General features: G+C 44.2%; 17 protein-coding genes. 10 read left to right on the top strand and 7 right to left on the bottom strand.

Annotated elements, in window-relative coordinates:
* Nucleotides 1–23 precede the first annotated feature (23 nt).
* From AACU28_RS12350 to AACU28_RS12335, 4 genes are all read left to right on the top strand, one after another.
* Nucleotides 24–1,739, top strand: a complete 1,716-nt coding sequence (locus AACU28_RS12350; RefSeq protein WP_121603012.1) for a proline--tRNA ligase — start codon at nt 24–26, stop codon at nt 1,737–1,739.
* Between the two features lie 224 nt (nt 1,740–1,963).
* Nucleotides 1,964–2,653: a tellurite resistance TerB family protein gene (locus AACU28_RS12345; RefSeq protein WP_102449314.1), complete on the top strand. Its 690-nt coding sequence runs from the start codon at nt 1,964–1,966 to the stop codon at nt 2,651–2,653.
* Between the two features lie 205 nt (nt 2,654–2,858).
* Nucleotides 2,859–3,062 carry a YaeP family protein gene (locus AACU28_RS12340; RefSeq protein WP_009847436.1) on the top strand — a complete coding sequence of 68 codons (204 nt, stop codon included), beginning with the start codon at nt 2,859–2,861 and terminating at the stop codon, nt 3,060–3,062.
* 1 nt (nt 3,063) lies between these two features.
* Entirely contained in the window at nt 3,064–3,255 is a 192-nt protein-coding gene (locus AACU28_RS12335; protein ID WP_010436438.1) for a DUF4250 domain-containing protein, read from the top strand.
* A 63-nt stretch (nt 3,256–3,318) separates the two neighbouring features.
* Here AACU28_RS12335 and AACU28_RS12330 read toward each other — a convergent pair whose 3' ends face one another.
* Nucleotides 3,319–4,641: an IS4-like element ISVbsp1 family transposase gene (locus tag AACU28_RS12330; protein ID WP_102265968.1), complete on the bottom strand. Its 1,323-nt coding sequence runs from the start codon at nt 4,639–4,641 to the stop codon at nt 3,319–3,321.
* Between the two features lie 282 nt (nt 4,642–4,923).
* On the opposite strand from AACU28_RS12330, the gene AACU28_RS12325 reads away from it, so the two are divergent.
* Nucleotides 4,924–5,250, top strand: coding sequence for a hypothetical protein (locus AACU28_RS12325; protein WP_004736794.1), 327 nt, complete (start codon nt 4,924–4,926; stop codon nt 5,248–5,250).
* Nucleotides 5,251–5,611: 361 nt separating this feature from the next.
* On the opposite strand, the gene glyA is transcribed toward AACU28_RS12325, so the two are convergent.
* A complete protein-coding gene (gene glyA / locus AACU28_RS12320; RefSeq protein WP_009847439.1) occupies nt 5,612–6,862 on the bottom strand; it encodes a serine hydroxymethyltransferase in 1,251 nt (416 codons plus the stop codon).
* Between the two features lie 347 nt (nt 6,863–7,209).
* On the opposite strand from glyA, the gene AACU28_RS12315 reads away from it, so the two are divergent.
* The 3 genes from AACU28_RS12315 (at nt 7,210) to AACU28_RS12305 (ending at nt 10,471) form a co-directional block, all read left to right on the top strand.
* Nucleotides 7,210–7,812 carry a YitT family protein gene (locus tag AACU28_RS12315; protein ID WP_016784986.1) on the top strand — a complete coding sequence of 201 codons (603 nt, stop codon included), beginning with the start codon at nt 7,210–7,212 and terminating at the stop codon, nt 7,810–7,812.
* 82 nt (nt 7,813–7,894) lie between these two features.
* Nucleotides 7,895–9,460 (top strand): winged helix-turn-helix domain-containing protein, encoded by a 1,566-nt coding sequence (locus tag AACU28_RS12310; protein ID WP_121603011.1) that lies wholly within the window; start codon nt 7,895–7,897, stop codon nt 9,458–9,460.
* A gap of 102 nt (nt 9,461–9,562) precedes the next feature.
* Nucleotides 9,563–10,471, top strand: a complete 909-nt coding sequence (locus tag AACU28_RS12305; RefSeq protein ID WP_121603010.1) for a hypothetical protein — start codon at nt 9,563–9,565, stop codon at nt 10,469–10,471.
* A gap of 146 nt (nt 10,472–10,617) precedes the next feature.
* Here AACU28_RS12305 and treC read toward each other — a convergent pair whose 3' ends face one another.
* The 5 genes from treC to gmhB form a co-directional block, all read right to left on the bottom strand.
* Nucleotides 10,618–12,303: an alpha,alpha-phosphotrehalase gene (gene treC, locus AACU28_RS12300; RefSeq protein ID WP_121603009.1), complete on the bottom strand. Its 1,686-nt coding sequence runs from the start codon at nt 12,301–12,303 to the stop codon at nt 10,618–10,620.
* 140 nt (nt 12,304–12,443) lie between these two features.
* Nucleotides 12,444–13,868: a PTS trehalose transporter subunit IIBC gene (gene treB / locus AACU28_RS12295; protein ID WP_016791314.1), complete on the bottom strand. Its 1,425-nt coding sequence runs from the start codon at nt 13,866–13,868 to the stop codon at nt 12,444–12,446.
* A gap of 203 nt (nt 13,869–14,071) precedes the next feature.
* Nucleotides 14,072–15,016, bottom strand: a complete 945-nt coding sequence (gene treR, locus AACU28_RS12290) for a trehalose operon repressor TreR (RefSeq protein ID WP_121603008.1) — start codon at nt 15,014–15,016, stop codon at nt 14,072–14,074.
* An 89-nt stretch (nt 15,017–15,105) separates the two neighbouring features.
* Nucleotides 15,106–15,441: an MliC family protein gene (locus AACU28_RS12285; protein ID WP_004734375.1), complete on the bottom strand. Its 336-nt coding sequence runs from the start codon at nt 15,439–15,441 to the stop codon at nt 15,106–15,108.
* 118 nt (nt 15,442–15,559) lie between these two features.
* Nucleotides 15,560–16,111 carry a D-glycero-beta-D-manno-heptose 1,7-bisphosphate 7-phosphatase gene (gmhB, locus tag AACU28_RS12280; RefSeq protein ID WP_004734374.1) on the bottom strand — a complete coding sequence of 184 codons (552 nt, stop codon included), beginning with the start codon at nt 16,109–16,111 and terminating at the stop codon, nt 15,560–15,562.
* 240 nt (nt 16,112–16,351) lie between these two features.
* Between gmhB and metN the strand changes: the two genes are divergently transcribed.
* Nucleotides 16,352–17,386: a methionine ABC transporter ATP-binding protein MetN gene (metN, locus tag AACU28_RS12275; protein WP_004734373.1), complete on the top strand. Its 1,035-nt coding sequence runs from the start codon at nt 16,352–16,354 to the stop codon at nt 17,384–17,386.
* Nucleotides 17,376–18,059, top strand: a complete 684-nt coding sequence (locus tag AACU28_RS12270) for a methionine ABC transporter permease (protein WP_004734372.1) — start codon at nt 17,376–17,378, stop codon at nt 18,057–18,059. The genes metN and AACU28_RS12270 overlap by 11 nt, the downstream gene beginning before the upstream one ends.
* Nucleotides 18,060–18,067 lie beyond the last annotated feature (8 nt).

Raw genomic sequence — 18,067 nt, 5'->3', positions numbered from 1 at the left:
AATGATGAAACGGATACCATAGAATGCGTACCAGTAACTACCTTCTTTCTACTCTGAAAGAGACTCCAAACGACGCAGAAGTTATCAGCCACCAGCTGATGCTACGTGCAGGTATGATCCGTAAGCTAGCTTCAGGTTTATATACTTGGCTACCTACTGGTCTACGTGTACTGCGTAAAGTCGAAAATATCGTTCGCCAAGAGATCGATAATGCAGGTGCCGTTGAAATCTTGATGCCCGTAGTTCAACCGTTTGAGCTTTGGGAAGAGACTGGCCGTTCTGAAAAGATGGGTCCTGAGCTACTTCGTTTCACAGACCGTCACTCTCGTCCTTTCGTTCTTAGCCCAACAGCTGAAGAAGTAGTGACGAGCCTAGTACGTAACGAGATCAGCTCTTACAAACAGCTACCTCTAAACCTGTACCAAATCCAGACTAAATTCCGTGATGAACGCCGCCCTCGTTTTGGCGTAATGCGTGCACGTGAATTCTCTATGATGGATGCGTACAGCTTTGATATCGACAAAGAAGGCTTAGAAAAATCTTACCAAGCGATGCACGATGCTTACTGTAAAGCATTCGACCGCATGGGCCTTGAATACCGTCCAGTATTAGCAGACTCTGGCGCAATCGGCGGCAGCGGCTCTCAAGAGTTCCACGTTCTTGCTGAAAGCGGCGAAGACCTAATCGCATTCTCTTCTGAATCTGATTACGCAGCGAACATCGAGAAAGCAGAAGCACTAGCTCCTACTGAAGAAGTTGCAGCGCCTACTCAAGAGATGGAACTGGTTGATACGCCAAACGCAAAAACAATCGCAGAGCTTGTAGAGCAGCACGGTCTAGCAATCGAGAAGACAGTTAAGACTCTATTCGTTAAAGCTTCTGATGAAGTAGATGCAGACATCATCGCACTGATCATCCGTGGTGATCACGAGCTTAACGAAGTGAAAGCAGAGAATCTTCCACAAATTGCTTCTCCACTCGAGATGGCTTCTGAAGAAGAAATCCGTGCAATTGTTGGTGCAGGTCCTGGTTCACTAGGTCCTGTTGGCCTAGAGCTACCATTCATCGTTGACCGCTCTGTAGCTGTAATGAGTGACTTCGGCGCTGGCGCAAACGTAGACGGTAAGCACTACTTTGGCATCAACTGGGGTCGTGACGTAGAGCTTGCTCAAGTTGAAGACCTACGTAACGTTGTTGAAGGCGACCTAAGCCCATGTGGTCAAGGTACTATCCAGCTTAAGCGCGGTATCGAAGTTGGTCACATCTTCCAACTAGGTAATACTTACTCTAAAGCAATGAACTGTAACGTGCTTGGTCCTGATGGTAAGAGTGTAATCTTAGAAATGGGTTGTTACGGTATCGGTGTTTCACGTGTTGTTGCTTCAGCTATCGAACAAAACCACGATAAATTCGGTATCACTTGGCCAGATGCACTAGCACCGTTCCAAGTTGCTATCGTACCAATGAACATGCACAAATCTGAGCGCGTTAAAGAAGCCGCTGAGAAGCTATACGCTGAATTAACGGCTATGGGTATCGAAGTACTATTCGATGACCGTAAAGAGCGCCCAGGTGTTATGTTTAAAGATATCGAGCTAGTGGGTATCCCTCACACTATCGTTATCGGCGATCGCAGCATGGACGAAGGTAACTTCGAATACAAAAACCGTCGTACTGGTGATAAAGAAGTTATCGCAATGGACACGGTTATCGAGCACCTTAAAGCTCAACTAGCTTAGTAATTAAGTAACTGAATAAGTCTGTATTGACTAAATAATTGGTTACTCGCTAGATAAACATTGAAAGGCTGCCATTAGGTGGCCTTTTTTGTGCCTGTCATTTCGCTTCAAACTCCCTTCTATTTATCAGTAGAGTAAATAACGTAAGTTAATCCCCTGTTCATCTTTAAATCCGTATATTGGTGTCATCAACTTTTTGGACATGCTCACCATTGGAGGTATCGATGGATATCAAAAGCTTACTGAACCAAGCACTTAAATCAGATCTCGTTAAACAAGGCACTCAGAAACTTTCACAAGGGTCTTCAAGTTTAAGTGGCCTAACTCAAGGCAGCAATGGCAAGAGTATCAACAAAAGCACGCTCGGAGCCTTCGGTGCAGGCGCAGTTGGCGGAGGACTCTTAGGTGCGTTAATGGGCTCGAAGAAAACCAAGAAAATGGGTAAGAAAGCCGCTGGTATTGGTGGCGCAGCAGCACTTGGCGCTCTCGCTTACAAAGTCTATAACGACTATCAGTCTAAACAAGGCCAAACACCGAATGCCGAACAAGCTCAATTTGATGAGAACGACTCAAACCATAGTGTGCTGATTCTAAGATCTATGATTGCTGCGTCCAAAGCCGATGGTCATGTCGATGAGGAGGAGATGGCAAAGATCGAGCAAGCGGTCGAAAATATGGGCGCGGACTATCAACTGACTAAACTGGTCTCTGAAGAACTGCACAAGCCACTCGACCCAAGTGAGATTGCTCAGCTCGCAACTTCACCTCAACAAGCGAGTGAGATCTACTTAGCCTCTTTGATTGTGGCTGACGAGCAGAATTTTATGGAGAAGGCCTACCTCAAAGAGTTAGCTAAGCAACTCAACCTTGCAGATGAAGTTACTTATCAACTTGAACAGCAAATATCTGGTTAAGCGGTCAATATTAGGCTAATCAATAAATATCATGCTAAGCCGCAAATACACGCTAAGTAGCAGACTAGCAAAGTGATACGCTGAGCATTAACAGAATGAGATATTGAGCAAGAACAAACTAACTCTGAACTTAACCAGATCCACTTTGTTTTTGCTTATCTCTATGTGTATATTGAGATCAGTTATCATTTGGTTAGGTATAAAAATGAAAGTATACGATTGTTGTGATTTGGTGCGTGAACTGTATTCTCAAATTGGCAGTGGCGACCAAGGCTATATCCCTAAAGCGATCACCTGCGCGGTAAAAACATTGAATGACCTTGCTGCAGATGAATCTCTTCCTAAAGAAGCACGTGATCGCGCTGCATTTGCCGCAGCCAATCTGCTGATCTCAGATTTCGAGGACTAATATGAACCTCGCTAATTTTGAAAAGATGGATCCAGTGATGTTGATGAGTATCGTCAACATGAAACTGCGTGACGACTTCGGTGGTGACTTGGATCGAGTGGTCAACTTCTACGAAATCGACAAAGCAGCATTGATCGCTAAACTTGCGTCTGCTGGTTTTGAGTTCCTTCCAGAAGCCAAACAGTTTCGATAGTCATTAAAAACAAACTTGATTTTGAAAGGCCAACCTCAGTGTTTAATGCCGTTCGGATAAGCATTATTGCTTGAACCTGAACGGATATTTGGCTGGGACAAAGAGGACTGAACGTGGAAACGTTCGGTCCTTTCTTTTATCTGGAAGAATGAAGTGACTCAAACTGTCTCTCATCCTTTTCAGTTTTACAGGTAGAGTTCCGTCTGGACTTAAAGCTAACCAACGTAATTGCGCATCAATAAGGTTAATTGCGGCGGTAAAACTGACCCTAGTCGCTCGAACCCCGGCTTCTGAGGCTATCTTAACCATCTCTAATCGCACTAAGTTATAGGCAAGTAATACGCCCCAAAGCTCTTGCTTCACACCGGCAGAAAAACGACTTCGTAAAGTGACGTGACTTTGCAGTTGAGTCTGTTTAATTTCACCATAACCTTCTTCTATCTCCCAGCGTTGCCAATAAATACGCAGCAGGCTTTCTAGCGAGTATCTACTAGGGTCTGTAAGTGAAGTAATAAAACCTTTTATCTCACCTTTTGGCTCTTGATATAGGATTAGTCTGGCTTCCCAACGTGCGGGTAAATTCGGATTCTGCCGTTGAGCTTGAGGAGAGATGGGCATTGAGATGAGCATGTCGTTCTCCGCATATTTCTCCAACACTTCATAGCGTAGCTTACGTTTTGCAGGCATTAACCAGTGAGCATTTTCCGCACTCTCTTGCCACGACAACAAGAGGTCTGCCGAGAAATAACAACGATCAAATAAGGTCAATGAATGTGCGGGGATATCATTGAATAGACGCTTAGCTAAGGTCGTTTCACCGACATGACAGCCATCAAAAGCCGCACCCATAATCATTCGTGTTTCTGTTGACATCAAAGCGACTAAACGAAGTTGAGGATAAGGTTTCAATTTTTTAGAGATGAACCCAAATTCTTCAGCGTTCTCTGGGGAATCTTGGCACCTAAATGTTGTTCCATCGACAGCAAGAACATTAAGCTCTAAGTCCTTATCTTGTTGAAGGATATCTCCGTTCCAAGCCTTTACCGTTGTGTGAAACAGAGCCGCTAACGGACTCTCATCTAGACGTCGGCGTGAATCAGTTAGGACACTGGGCGCAACACGAGACCAGCTATCTTCAGGTTTAGGCTGAAGTGCAATGTCTAATGAACTGCATACCTCTTTGATAGACATGTTGCGTTGCAGCCCCATCCAAATAACTAACCAGACAGCTTGCTGAGCGGGAAGTCGGCGTCGTCTTATGCTCGCTTTATTGGTTTCAAGAAGAGCTTGTTCTATCCACTCAATCTGAATGGCGTCGACGACAGATTCATAATTGTCGGCATCTTCAATGGTCTCGTGTGCCATTGCTAATTCTTGTTCAAGCATAAAAAATCCCCATCAACGTTGTTGATGGGGATTATCTGCTAACTGCAAGATCGTTCAAGTCTTCTTAAACGATCGGCATTAAACCTCAGTGTTGGTCTTTTTTATTGGTGATACGTATTGGATAAACATGTAGTTAACCAGTTATAAATTATCTGTCTACATCTATACTTTTATATCTTAGAGTCAACGAACGCTCCTTGAACCGAAGCGTATTGTTGTATAGGCTACCTCAAATAGCATATAAAACTCATCACCCAATCTGATGATAGCGAAGGATTAACAATGAAAAGACTCGGACTTTTGGCAGTTTTCGCTGCAACACTGACTGCAGGTTGCGCTTCAAATACACAGCAAGACAACTTTCGTGAAGCCTCTTTTGAGCTGTGTAATACCGAAGTCGATATCTACTCAGTAAGCCATGATGAGCGAATTCGTATCGTCTGTTCTGATGGTTCTAAATTCGCTTTGAACAGCGAAGATACACTAGAAGTAATGCGTGATATCAACATCGACTACTGCGATGGCGAAGGCTTAGGCAAATTCAACGAGAGCCGCAGCTACTACTCGTTTAGATGTAAGTCAGGTACTTTACTGAGCATCAAAAAGTAAAACCGATACCAACAAACAGCAAAGGGTTGATGTGCAAACATCAGCCCTTTTTAGTACCCGCTCCTTATTACTCAGACAGCTAATCTTCAAACGTAAAAAAGGCTCCTATCGAGGAGCCTTTCAAATCGTATTTTTCAAAGTAGTCGTTTGAAATTCTAGGAGAGCACGCGGAGCTTACGGATGTAAGTGAGCATGCTCAACAACGACTTTATTACTTACGAATACAAAAAAGGCTCCCAACAGGAGCCTTTCAAATCGTATTTTTCAATCAAATAGCTTTAGTTCAAGGAAAAGGCGCGGAGTTTACGAATGTAAATGAGCACCTTTGACACAGAAATTAAGCTATTTGAGCCAGAAAAAATTAAGCGTAAACTGGTAGACGCTTACAGATATTTAATACTTTTGCTTTAGTTGCTTCGATAACAGACTCATCACCCATGTTATCTAGGATGTCACACATCCAACCTGCTAGCTCTTTCGCGTCTGCTTCTGAGAAACCACGACGAGTGATAGAAGGAGAACCGATACGGATACCTGAAGTAACGAACGGGCTACGTGGATCGTTTGGTACTGAGTTCTTGTTCACTGTGATGTTAGCTGAACCTAGTGCTGCATCTGCTTCTTTACCTGTGATGTCTTTGTCGATTAGGTCAACTAGGAACAGGTGGTTCTCTGTAGAACCTGAAACGATGTTGTAACCGCGTGCTAGGAATTCAGCCACCATTGCTTTTGCGTTAGCAACAACGCGAGCTTGGTATTCTTTGAACTCTGGCTCTAGAGCTTCTTTGAACGCTACTGCTTTACCAGCGATAACGTGCATTAGAGGACCGCCTTGGCCGCCAGGGAATACTGCTGAGTTTAGCTTCTTGTAAAGATCTTCACCTTCGTTAGAAAGGATAAGACCACCACGAGGACCAGCAAGCGTTTTGTGCGTTGTTGTTGTAACAACGTGAGCGTGTGGAACTGGGTTCGGGTAAACGCCTGCAGCGATTAGACCCGCAACGTGAGCCATATCTACGAAGAAGTAAGCACCTACTTTGTCAGCGATTTCACGCATGCGCGCCCAATCACAAACTTGAGAGTAAGCTGAGAAACCACCGATGATCATCTTAGGTTTGTGCTCGATAGCTAGCGCTTCCATCTCTTCGTAATCGATTTGACCTGCTTCATCGATACCGTAAGGGATGATGTTGTAAAGCTTACCAGAGAAGTTTACTGGAGAACCGTGAGTTAGGTGACCACCGTGCGCTAGGCTCATACCTAGAACAGTATCGCCAGCATTCAGTAGTGCCATGTATACAGCGTTGTTTGCTTGAGAACCTGAGTGAGGTTGTACGTTCGCGTATTGAGCGCCAAACAGTTCACATGCACGTTCGATTGCTAGAGTTTCAACTTTATCTACGAACTCACAACCACCGTAGTAACGCTTACCAGGGTAGCCTTCAGCGTATTTGTTTGTAAGTTGAGAACCTTGAGCTTCCATTACACGTGGGCTTGTGTAGTTTTCTGAAGCGATAAGTTCGATGTGCTCTTCCTGACGAAGAGTTTCTTCTTGGATAGCTGCGAATAGGTCCGCATCGTAATCAGCAATGTTCATGTCACGCTTAAGCATCTGTATCTCCTGACTCAGATTGTACTGAAAGTTTCAAAAAAACCACACAACGACCGAAAGCAAACGTTTCCGTCACCGTTTTGATGTGACGCATTCTACATAATTTGATCTAGGTCATAAAGAGCTAATTGCAATTTTATCATGCAGTTTTTTCATAATCACATATAAGATTCATCATGGTTATTAAGCTTATCCAACCAAAGATGACGCTTACTGTCAATTTTACGCTTTACACCCTGTAAAACGCAGATTACATAGGTTTACCTTAATTTTGCCCCTCAAGCTACCGAAAGCTAAGGTTTTTCTCTACTATGCACGCCTTTATTGGTTAGGTAATTATTAAAACGATGGAAAAACACTCACGTAAAGAAGATTGGGTAGCTATTCTCACTGGCACGTTTTTAGTGGCGTTAGGCGTCTTCTTTTTACAGTCAGCGAACCTGCTTACCGGTGGTACTACTGGCTTGGCTCTGCTTTTGAGTCAATTCTTACCTGTAACCTTCGGTATTTTGTACTTTGTGGCCAACTGTCCATTCTATTTATTAGCGTGGAAACGATTTGGCCGTAGCTTTGCCATTAGCAGTGCAATTGCTGGTGCGTTAGTTTCTGTGTTTGCCGATCATTTATACCTAGTTATCTCACTAGAAGTTCATAACGAGATCTACTGTGCTGTTGCCGGTGGCTTATTAATGGGCTTAGGTATGTTAATCCTATTCCGTCATCGCTCAAGCTTGGGTGGCTTCAACGTATTATGTTTGTTCATCCAAGACCGCTACGGCATCTCTGTAGGTAAAACTCAGATGGGCATTGATGCCTGTATTCTGTTTGCTTCTTGCTTCTTCGTATCGCCTTGGGTAATTGCCGTTTCGGTATTGGGCACCGCAGTATTGAACATCGTATTGGCAATGAACCACAAGCCTACTCGTTACTCGGTGAATTACGCGTCTTAATACCCATCCCCCTATGAATTACTAGCTGTTTTTAGTAACAAAAACAGCTAGAATTTAGGTTTTATAAACCGTCGCCTTTTCTATGCAAGATTACCTCTCCAGCGCCAAAGACCAACAAGCCTCTATTTATATTGAAGGCTTGGAGTTCAACCCCAACACACGAGTCTTAAGCTGCGACGAGCAGGTCATTGATTTAGAGCCTCGTTCTATCGAGCTCTTAGAGTTATTTCTTACCAGCGTTGGTCAACCGCTCGCCGCCGAGCACATCATTGAATCTGTCTGGCAAAGCAACTTCATTTCCAAAAATGTTCTGACCAACCGAATCAGTACGTTACGTTCAGTACTTCAAAAACACCTGCCTGATAGCGACGCAACCAAAATACTAGTGACTTACCCACGTAAAGGCTATTTTCTAAACCCAAACTCGGTTAGTTTTGCCGCGACCTCCCCTGAAACTGCACCGAATGATGCAGAACTGGAATCTCCAGTCAGTCAAGAAGGGAATAGATCTAATCCAGTTAACCCTTGGTTAATCGTGGTGTCTTTGGCTTTGCTGATCAGCACTGCGGTAATGGGTTACATGCTTTGGCAATCTCCCACTCGCGCTTCAGAAATTGAACGTGACCAACGCTTGATTCCTAAGGTCGAGCTTCTCCTGAACCGATTGGATGCCATTGGTGAGAATTCCAGAAAATACCGAAAAGTCGTAAAAGCATTATTACTTCAACAGCAGATTGAATACGCCTACACCGATCTTGCTAACCAAGATGCGCCAAGCTACTTCCTTGACCCTATTGATAGCTCTCCCTTCTTTCCGGGCGCAAAGAACATGCGTACCAGTGATTACCTGCTTAACATTCAGCTCAAAGATCAAGAAGTGGACAAACGCCTTATCGCAAAGATAAGCCTGATTTACCCAAACTCAGGGAAGCTCGCATTTGGTGGTGTTTACTCTATTGATGTCAATAATATCAGCAGCAGCCTTATGGAGATCAACCGAGAGCTAGCTAACTACTTTGCACTGCCAGCACCATTACCGCCAGAATGGTCAGTCGACAATGCCGAAGTCAGCGAATTGCTAAGTGGAAAAGCCATAGCGCTGGATGACATCAAGCTCAATACCATGACGTCGACTCTGATTGCGCGTCAACTTGCGCTATTTGAAACAGATCAGAAGAAGCTCGTCGCGTTCACTAACCTTGTTCAAACTCGTTTTAACCGACTACCAGACGAACTGAAGCTGTGGCTTGGTATCATTCATTTCAAACTAAGAGACCTGCAAACCGCAAAAGAGCTTCTGACCAATACCTCAGGCAACTCTACGATCGAAAATGCGTTGGTTTATATGATGGTTTCTCATATCGCTTATAAGCAAGACAACATGGAGAAGTTTCGCCTGAACTACATGGAGTCTCTAGTTGCCTTATTGAGAGTGGTTCCATCCGAAGATCTATTCGCCCGGCTATCCAAACCAGAATCAAAATCGACCTGCCTGCAACCTTGGAAGAGCTTGAAGCTAAGCATTAAAGACCCACTTATCATAAAACAGTGGGAAAGCTTAATGCTGAATTACTGCACAGCTGTTGGGCAACAGATCTCAAATCAAAACAAAAAACCATTTAAAATAAATAACTTAAACATAAATTAAGATCTTATGTGACTTCGTTTTTTGCCCTGTTTACTCCTCAAACAATAGCATTCCTAAAAACATCGGGCCCACCAAGGGCTTCCAACTTTAGGAATGTTCAACATGAAAAAAACAATGACGCTGCTAGCAACCTCTCTCTTTGCTCTCTATGGTTGTGGCGGCGGAGGCGGCTCTTCTTCTGGTTCAACAGATGGTAACAAAGGTCCAAACAATCAGGTTGATTACCCAATTGCGTGCTCTGAATTTGCCCCTAAATCAGAAACAACATTAGGCTACTCATTTACCACAGATGGTCAGACTGAAGGCTTGATGACAATGAGCTTCACACCTGTAAGCGGTGCGCTCATTATTACAGGGCTAGAAGAAGAGACTGGTAATGAAGCAGTTGTTCAAGTTATCAATGACCTCATCAATAACGGCATTACCGAGTTCTATGTTTCTGAAGACATCATCATAAATGTTGAAGGTACCCAAGAAGACGGCAGTATTTATTTTGCAGGCCCCGACCGCAGTCTGCACGAGATCACCAACGCTTACTTCATTGGTAGCCAATACATCACGAGAATGATGTACAGCAGCCCAATGTTCCGTTTGAAAGGAACAGACGTAAGAGAGAGCAACCCGATCATTGATATCAGTGAGGAAACCGTTTCGTTGCAAGTCACGTTAGATGGCGAAGCAGTCGCTAACATGCTGAATGACTTTGAAGACCACTCGTGGGTAGCAAGCCTTCCAACTGACGCCTCGTGCTTAGTTACATGGCAACAACAGATTGAAGAAACAGGTGTGCGTAAAAGTTTTAAGATCTCTGATAAATCAATCGAAGCTGCGAACCTAACAGAGAAAAACACCTACTACATCAACTGTGAAGGGATGGATTCGACAGAATTTGGCACATCATCAGAGCGCTGGTTCAACCCTAGCATCGGCTTGATTGAACAGATTGAATTGATGTCTGTAGAGCAATCTACTATTGAAGAATCAGCAGCGATACTGACCTCAATTAGCTAGCCTTGACTTAGATTCACTAAACCTAAGCTTAACCGCGAGCAAACCGCAAACAATAAAAAAGGCTTTGGGGAGCACTCCAAAGCCTTTGTTCAAACCTAAACCTTTAGGGGGAACTGAGAATTAGGTTTATTGAAATAGTAACGAAGCTAATCTTCAATCAAGAGAATACGAGTCTCGTAAGGTCGTAGCACTTGGTGATGAGACGTAACTAAACTCTCGCTCACTTGATAATTGGATAACAGGCTCTTAGCCTTCATCATCTCAAAACGCTCAGGTAAAACGCATTCAGCCTCTTTACCATAGTAGTTGTTAATGCACAGCAGAGTTTGTCCTTCACTCTCACGAACATACGCAAAAATGGATGGATGCTCAGGCAGTAGGTCTTGATAGCTACCATGAGTAATCACCGGTACTCGTTTACGTAACTCAATCAAAGCCTTGTAGAAGTAAAATACAGAATCTTTATCTTCCAACGCTTGCTCAGCGTTGATCTCAGCGTAGTTATTCGCAACATCTAACCATGGCTGTGATAGCGAAAAACCAGCGTAAGGCTCGCTGTTCCATTGCATTGGTGTACGAGAGTTATCACGAGATTTCTGCGCTAAAATCGCCATCATATCTTCATGAGTAACACCGTCACGGTTAACCATGATGTCATACATATTGGTACTCTCTACATCACGATACTGGCTGATCTCGGTGTAACCTGGGTTGGTCATACCAATCTCTTCACCTTGATAGATATACGGCGTGCCTTGCATCATGTGGACTGACGCAGCAAGCATCTTGGCTGATTCAACGCGATATTGCTGGTCGTTACCTAAGCGGCTCACGACTCTTGGTTGGTCGTGGTTACACCAGAATAGTGCACCCCAACCTTTTCCGTTCAAGCCAGTTTGCCAGTGGTTAAAGATTGACTTGAGCTGTAAGAAATCGAAGGGAGCATTGGTCCACTTCTCACCATTGGTGTAATCGACCTTAAGGTGGTGGAAGTTAAACACCATCGATAGCTCGCTGTTATCAATGTTTGAATATTGCTGACAATGCTCCAACGTGGTTGAAGACATCTCACCTACGGTCACGCTACCGTATTTCTGGAATACCGCTTCGCTGATCTCTTTTAGATATTCGTGCACACGTGGGCCATCGGTATAGAAACGACGACCATCACCAATATCATCATTAGAGAAATCTTGCTGCTTTGAAATCAGGTTAATGACATCGAGGCGGAAACCATCGACGCCCTTCTCTGCCCAGAAGCTGATAACGTCTTTTACTTCTTCGCGTACAACCGGGTTCTCCCAGTTGAGGTCGGCCTGTTCTTTCGCAAATAGATGTAAGAAATACTGACCAGTGGCTTCATCCATTTCCCATGCATTACCACCGAACTTAGACTGCCAGTTGGTTGGTGCTTGACCGCTTACTGGGTCTTTCCAGATGTAATAATCACGGTATGGACTGTTTTTGTCACCCAGTGCAGACTGAAACCATGCATGCTCTGTTGAAGTATGGTTTACCACGATATCCATCACGATACGGATGCCACGTTGATGCGCTTCAGACAGTAACAAGTCGAAGTCTTCCATGGTGCCGAATTGAGGGTTAATCGCGTAGTAGTCTGAAATATCGTAGCCATTATCGATCATAGGAGATGCGTAAACTGGGGTTAGCCAAATCGCATCCACGCTCAAGTTTTTGAGGTAATCCAGTTTCGAAATGATCCCTTTGATATCGCCAGTACCTTTACTGCCACTGTCACAAAAGCTCTTTGGGTAGATTTGATAGATGGTTGCGGTTTTCCACCAGCTTTCATCATGTTCAGTCATCGCCATCTCTAACACTCACTTACCTGAAAATATAAAATAAAAATCACCATGTGAATCATGGTCGAATAGCCGTTATAACTAAAAGAAAAAGCTATAAATAAGAGAAAAAGCGATGACTTACTTGAAGTCATCGCTTGTTAAATGCATTACGCGTTGGCGGTTTCTAGCTCGCCTTTCATCTGTGCTCGTTTATAGAAAAACAATGTCAGCGTTATCGGCAGTACAACCGCCACCAGCATCGCGACTAAGTAAATCGACCAATATTGAGGTTGAATCGATAAGATACCCGGCAAACCACCAACACCGATACCATTCGCCATCACACCTGCACTACCACAGATTGCAGCCGCTGCGGCACTGCCGATCATTGCGCTCAGCATTGGGAATTTGTATTTAAGGTTGATGCCGTACATCGCAGGTTCCGTTACACCTAGGTAAGCAGAGATTGCTGCTGGTACCGAGATGTCTCGTTCACCTTCACGCTTACTCAAAATAATAATACCAACTACAGCAGATGCTTGTGCAATGTTTGATAGCGCAATCAAAGGCCAGATTGGTGTGCCACCTAAGTCTTGCATCAGTTGTAGATCCACAGCGTTGGTTGTGTGGTGAATACCTGTAATAACCAAAGGTGCGTATAGGAAGCCAAAGACCACTGAACCAAGAATCGCGAAGTCGCCGGTCATTGCCACTTTGGCAGCGAATGCCACACCATCACCTAACATACGACCGAATGGGCCAATGAAAGCGTGCGCTAGAATCACAGACAAGATGATCGAGACAAATGGCACGACAACCAGGTACAGATAAGAAGGAACAATCCGCTTAAGGTTGGTCTCAATGAAAGCCAGAGCCACACCCGCTAACATTGCAGGGATCACCTGAGCTTGATAGCCGACTTTCTCAATCACGAACAAACCAAAGTCCCACACCTCAGGCACCGATTTACCTATCATGTAAGCGTTCATCAATTGTGGAGAAACCAAGGTCACACCGAGAGTGATACCCAGAATTGGCGTTCCGCCGAGTTTCTTAACAGTTGCCCAACACACACCAACCGGTAGGAAGAAGAAAATAGCTTCGCCGATCAACCATAAGAATGAGTGAACGGTTGCCCAGAATTGGCTGATCTCAACCAAGGTTTTGCCGTCGAACATGCGAATGTCGCCAATCACATTACGGAAACCAAGAATCAAACCACCAGTAATAATGGCAGGTAGCAGTGGTACGAAAATTTCAGCTAAATGGGAGATACCACGCTCAAGGAAATTCATGTTTTGACGAGCAGCCAACTTCGCCTCATCTTTTGATGATGCATCTTTACCAGTTTGCTCAATCAGAAGTGCGTACACCTCATCAACCTCGGTGCCAATCACGACTTGGAATTGACCTGCGTTCGTAAAGCAGCCTTTTACCAGTTTAAGCTTCTCTAATTCTGCTTTGTTCGCTTGTTCCGTATCGTTCAATACAAAACGCAGTCGAGTTAGACAATGGCTGACACTCGCAATATTCTCTTTGCCACCGACTAACTCGATAAGACGCGCAACGTCTTGCTTCGCTATCTTACTCATACTACCCCACCCTGGTTTCATTCAATTACTCTTCTAAACCATGCAGCTATAACCACTCGATTTAGATCGATGGGAACATTCCCAATTACGGGTATTATAATGCCCTCATGAATAATGAATTAAAATGGGAACAGTCCCATTAATTGAAAGAGATCACACTCTAATTTTAATCTAAGCGGTTCAATTTCGCTTGATTGAGTGAATTATAGAATAGGAGATTGAGTGTGATGAGAGATCTCTGTATTGCCTAAAAGCTGAGAGATCAATAGATTAGCAGCTAATTTCCCCGCAGATTGATATCCAGGATCAATGCTAAATACTCGAGGGAACAAGAAAGAGAGAAGATCATTGCCACCAACGCCAGTCACCACCACATCTTCACGTTGTAACTCTTGCAGACGTTTGATTACGCCAAGAGCCAGTGTATCACTCGCACAGACAATCGCTTGAGTCGCAGGAGCAAGCACCTCATCCACCAACTGATAAGCGCTTTCATGATGAAGTTGACCAGTACGATAGTTCGCAATTGAACCTGTATTTTCACACCACTCGAGATAAGCCTTAAGACGCAGTTCGCCGGTTGATTTGTCACTAGGATCAACGCCAATGAAGCCAACCTCAGAGATCCCCTGATCTGCTAAATGCGTTAACGCACTATTGATCACCTGTTGGTTATCATAGTTAATCGACGTCACGTTCTCGGTATCCAGAGCAATCACCACCGCTTTGTGTTCCCAAGCTTCAATCGCAGGAATATCACAGTCAGTAAAACCGAATACAATGATGCCGTCTACATTGCGACGCTTGAGAACCTGCAGATGCTCATTGGCTTTTTCTCTATCAAGCTGACTTTCCATGATCACCACATCGTAATCCGCTCGATACAATTCGGCCAGCATCGTACTTACCGCTTTGTTTTCAGAAGGAGAGTCCAGACGAGAAATGATTACGCCGATGACTTTTTGACTGCCACCGCGCATAGACTGTGCAGACTTTGAAGGCGAGTACCCAGATTCTTGAATTACTCTTTCCACCCTTTCACGGGTTTCAGGTTTCACTTTTGGATCATTGGTCAGAACGCGAGATACGGTTGACTTACCAACACCGGACAGCTTAGCAATATCGAGAATAGTGAGTTTTTTGCTCATAAAAAGTCTAACGTTAAAGGGAAGAGAGGAAAAAGCGAGGGCATACCCCCTCACTTAACTGTTTGTAAATCCTAGAAGTTAACTATGACTTACTTTCGGCAATTTTTATAGACGACACGACCAAGTTCTAGACGTGCGTTGTCACCTTTAGTGCGTAAGGTGACGCTATTGATCAGTTCAGAGGTTCCATCATCTAAGATGTACTTCGTTCCTGAACCTGCCGCTATTTGAGTTAGGCGATATTCATTCTCAGGCAAACGTAATACCGCTTTTTCATTACCAAGGTAAGCGACCTTAAATGAAGCGTCAGACTCACATTGATAAGTCACGAATTGATCGTCCGAGACTGCACCATCAAGCGCCGCGGATTTAGAACACCCGACTAACGCTACCGTACATAGAGATGCTGCCAACAATGCTTTCATACTGCGTTCCTCATCTTTATATAGTTAACGGCGCTGATATCTTATTTATGGGTTAGCACCCCAGTTGACTGGTTAGAACCCACGTAATAAGTAAGCCTGTTAACGATAGGAAAATGTATCAGCCTTTTAGGAAAGCTGGTACATCTTTAATGCTATCTAGCACGACACTGGCAAGTGCCTCACCCTTTTCAGTCACGGGTTTACCGGTTCTCACCAATACTCTGGTACCAACACCAGCGGCTTCTGCGGCCATCATGTCTTCAGCTTTATCGCCAATCATGACAGAGTTAGCCATATCAATTTTAAGAAAATCACGCGCCGAAATGAACATACCAGGTTTAGGCTTGCGACATTCACAATCTTGCTTGTAGTCGCCAATGCCGTGTTCAGGGTGATGAGGACAGTAATAGATACCATCTAACTCAACGCCATTATCGACAAAGTTCCAATCCATCCACTGCGTCAAAGAAAGAAAACGATCTTCGCTAAACTTGCCACGTGCTATACCAGATTGGTTGGTCACAAGTACCAATAAATAGCCCATATCTTTAAACGCTTTTGCCGCTTCAAACACACCATCGATGTATTCAAAGTCATGCTCATCATGTACGTAGCCATGATCAACGTTAATCACACCATCACGATCTAAAAAAACAGCCGGTTTAGACAAAATTCAGTTCTCTATCAACTCTCTATTAATCATTAATTATTACACGCTTTATTTGCTTCATCACTATCTATTTAGTTTTGCGTTCGTTAACGATTTGTTTCTACCTTAGCAACACAATCGACGTTTAGCCGTCTAGACGTAAAAATATCTATTGACTTAGATCATAGAACACCATAGCATCGTCTGTAAATCGAGCGAGCTATCGACATATTATTCTGTTCCACCTGCACGGGTTTCTCTATGATTAAAGTGAATCAAGTCAACAAGGTTTTTTATCAAGGCACTAAAGAAATCAATGCCTTAATCGATATCAACCTTCACATACCTCAAGGTCAAATCTTTGGAGTTATCGGCTCTTCAGGTGCAGGCAAAAGTACCCTGATCCGTTGTGTAAATATGTTGGAAGCCCCGACCTCAGGTGAAGTGATTGTTGACGGTATTGACCTGACAAAACTCAGCAAATCAGAACTCAGCGAAGCTCGCCGTAACATCGGCATGATCTTCCAACACTTCAATCTGCTGTCTTCTCGTACTGTATTTAACAACGTAGCACTGCCTTTAGAGCTTGCTGGTAGAGATAAAGCTGCGATTGAAGCGAAAGTGAGTGAACTACTTGAGCTTGTCGGTCTATCGGATAAGCGTGATACCTACCCTGCGAACTTAAGTGGTGGTCAAAAGCAGCGTGTCGCGATTGCTCGTGCGCTAGCGTCAGACCCAAAAGTACTGCTATGTGATGAAGCGACCAGTGCGTTGGATCCAGCAACGACTCAATCTATTCTTGAGCTGCTACGTGAAATTAACCGTAAGTTGAGTATCACTATCCTACTGATTACTCATGAAATGGATGTGGTTAAAAGCATCTGTCACGAAGTCGCGATCATTGGTGATGGTGAGCTAGTAGAGAAAGGCACTGTGGGTGAAATATTCGCACACCCTAAAACAGAGCTGGCACATCAGTTCATTCGTTCAACGCTCGATCTAACGATTCCTGAAGATTACCAAGCACGTTTGCAAGATACTCGCGTAAACAGCAGCTATCCACTGGTACGCCTTGAGTTTACAGGTGCAACGGTCGATGCTCCGTTGATGACGCAAATCGCACGCAAATTCAACATCGACGTTAGCATCTTAAGCTCTGACCTTGATTACGCCGGCGGCGTGAAGTTCGGCATGATGGTTGCTGAATTGTTCGGTAATGAAGCAGATGATAATGCTGCTATCCAATTCCTACGCGACAACAATGTAAAAGTAGAGGTGCTTGGCTATGTCCTTTAGTTTCAACGAGATTGCTGACTGGATCAGCCTTAACGGTAACCTTCTATTAGGCGCAACAGGTGAAACTCTTTACATGGTTGCTGTTGCAGGCATCGTTGGTTTCGCTGTCGGAATCCCATTAGGCGTGATTCTACACACGACTAAAAAAGGTGGTCTGTTAGAGAACACCAAGCTAAACAAAATTCTTGGTGCGGTTGTCAACGTAGGCCGTTCCGTGCCCTTCTTAGTACTGATGGTTGCAATCATCCCACTGACTAAGATGTTGATTGGTACCTTCATCGGTACAACAGCAGCGATTGTTCCACTAACGATTGGCGCTATCCCATTCGTTGCTCGACTTATCGAAAGTGCGCTACTTGAAGTACCAACAGGTCTAGTAGAAGCAGCTCAATCAATGGGCGCAACACCAACACAAATCATCAATAAGGTTCTGCTTCCTGAAGCACTTCCGACTATCATCAACTCAGTAACGATTACGTTAGTGACTCTGGTGAGCTACTCAGCAATGGCCGGAACTGTAGGCGGTGGTGGCCTAGGTGATGTCGCGATTCGTTACGGATTCCACCGCTACGATGTGACCATCATGGCAGTGACAGTAGTAATGTTGATTGTGCTGGTACAAATTATTCAATCAATCGGTGATTCATTGGTTCGCCGCGTTGACCACAGATAAAGACTCAG

It is taken from the genome of Vibrio sp. SBT000027 (assembly GCF_963894355.1).
GTDB lineage: Bacteria > Pseudomonadota > Gammaproteobacteria > Enterobacterales > Vibrionaceae > Vibrio > Vibrio splendidus.
Note: the sequence above shows the minus strand (reverse complement) of the source record. Positions and strands in the feature narration are given on the sequence as shown.

What these genes read in the sequence shown, in the direction of transcription:
- AACU28_RS12285 (WP_004734375.1), bottom strand. Translation starts at nt 15,441, where the DNA reads ATGAAAGCATTGTTGGCAGCATCTCTATGTACGGTAGCGTTAGTCGGG.
- AACU28_RS12310 (WP_121603011.1), top strand. Translation starts at nt 7,895, where the DNA reads ATGCAAGATTACCTCTCCAGCGCCAAAGACCAACAAGCCTCTATTTAT.
- AACU28_RS12345 (WP_102449314.1), top strand. Translation starts at nt 1,964, where the DNA reads ATGGATATCAAAAGCTTACTGAACCAAGCACTTAAATCAGATCTCGTT.
- AACU28_RS12325 (WP_004736794.1), top strand. Translation starts at nt 4,924, where the DNA reads ATGAAAAGACTCGGACTTTTGGCAGTTTTCGCTGCAACACTGACTGCA.
- AACU28_RS12350 (WP_121603012.1), top strand. Translation starts at nt 24, where the DNA reads ATGCGTACCAGTAACTACCTTCTTTCTACTCTGAAAGAGACTCCAAAC.
- glyA (WP_009847439.1), bottom strand. Translation starts at nt 6,862, where the DNA reads ATGCTTAAGCGTGACATGAACATTGCTGATTACGATGCGGACCTATTC.
- AACU28_RS12315 (WP_016784986.1), top strand. Translation starts at nt 7,210, where the DNA reads ATGGAAAAACACTCACGTAAAGAAGATTGGGTAGCTATTCTCACTGGC.
- AACU28_RS12270 (WP_004734372.1), top strand. Translation starts at nt 17,376, where the DNA reads ATGTCCTTTAGTTTCAACGAGATTGCTGACTGGATCAGCCTTAACGGT.
- metN (WP_004734373.1), top strand. Translation starts at nt 16,352, where the DNA reads ATGATTAAAGTGAATCAAGTCAACAAGGTTTTTTATCAAGGCACTAAA.
- AACU28_RS12335 (WP_010436438.1), top strand. Translation starts at nt 3,064, where the DNA reads ATGAACCTCGCTAATTTTGAAAAGATGGATCCAGTGATGTTGATGAGT.
- AACU28_RS12330 (WP_102265968.1), bottom strand. Translation starts at nt 4,641, where the DNA reads ATGCTTGAACAAGAATTAGCAATGGCACACGAGACCATTGAAGATGCC.
- treR (WP_121603008.1), bottom strand. Translation starts at nt 15,016, where the DNA reads ATGAGCAAAAAACTCACTATTCTCGATATTGCTAAGCTGTCCGGTGTT.
- treC (WP_121603009.1), bottom strand. Translation starts at nt 12,303, where the DNA reads ATGGCGATGACTGAACATGATGAAAGCTGGTGGAAAACCGCAACCATC.
- AACU28_RS12305 (WP_121603010.1), top strand. Translation starts at nt 9,563, where the DNA reads ATGAAAAAAACAATGACGCTGCTAGCAACCTCTCTCTTTGCTCTCTAT.
- AACU28_RS12340 (WP_009847436.1), top strand. Translation starts at nt 2,859, where the DNA reads ATGAAAGTATACGATTGTTGTGATTTGGTGCGTGAACTGTATTCTCAA.
- treB (WP_016791314.1), bottom strand. Translation starts at nt 13,868, where the DNA reads ATGAGTAAGATAGCGAAGCAAGACGTTGCGCGTCTTATCGAGTTAGTC.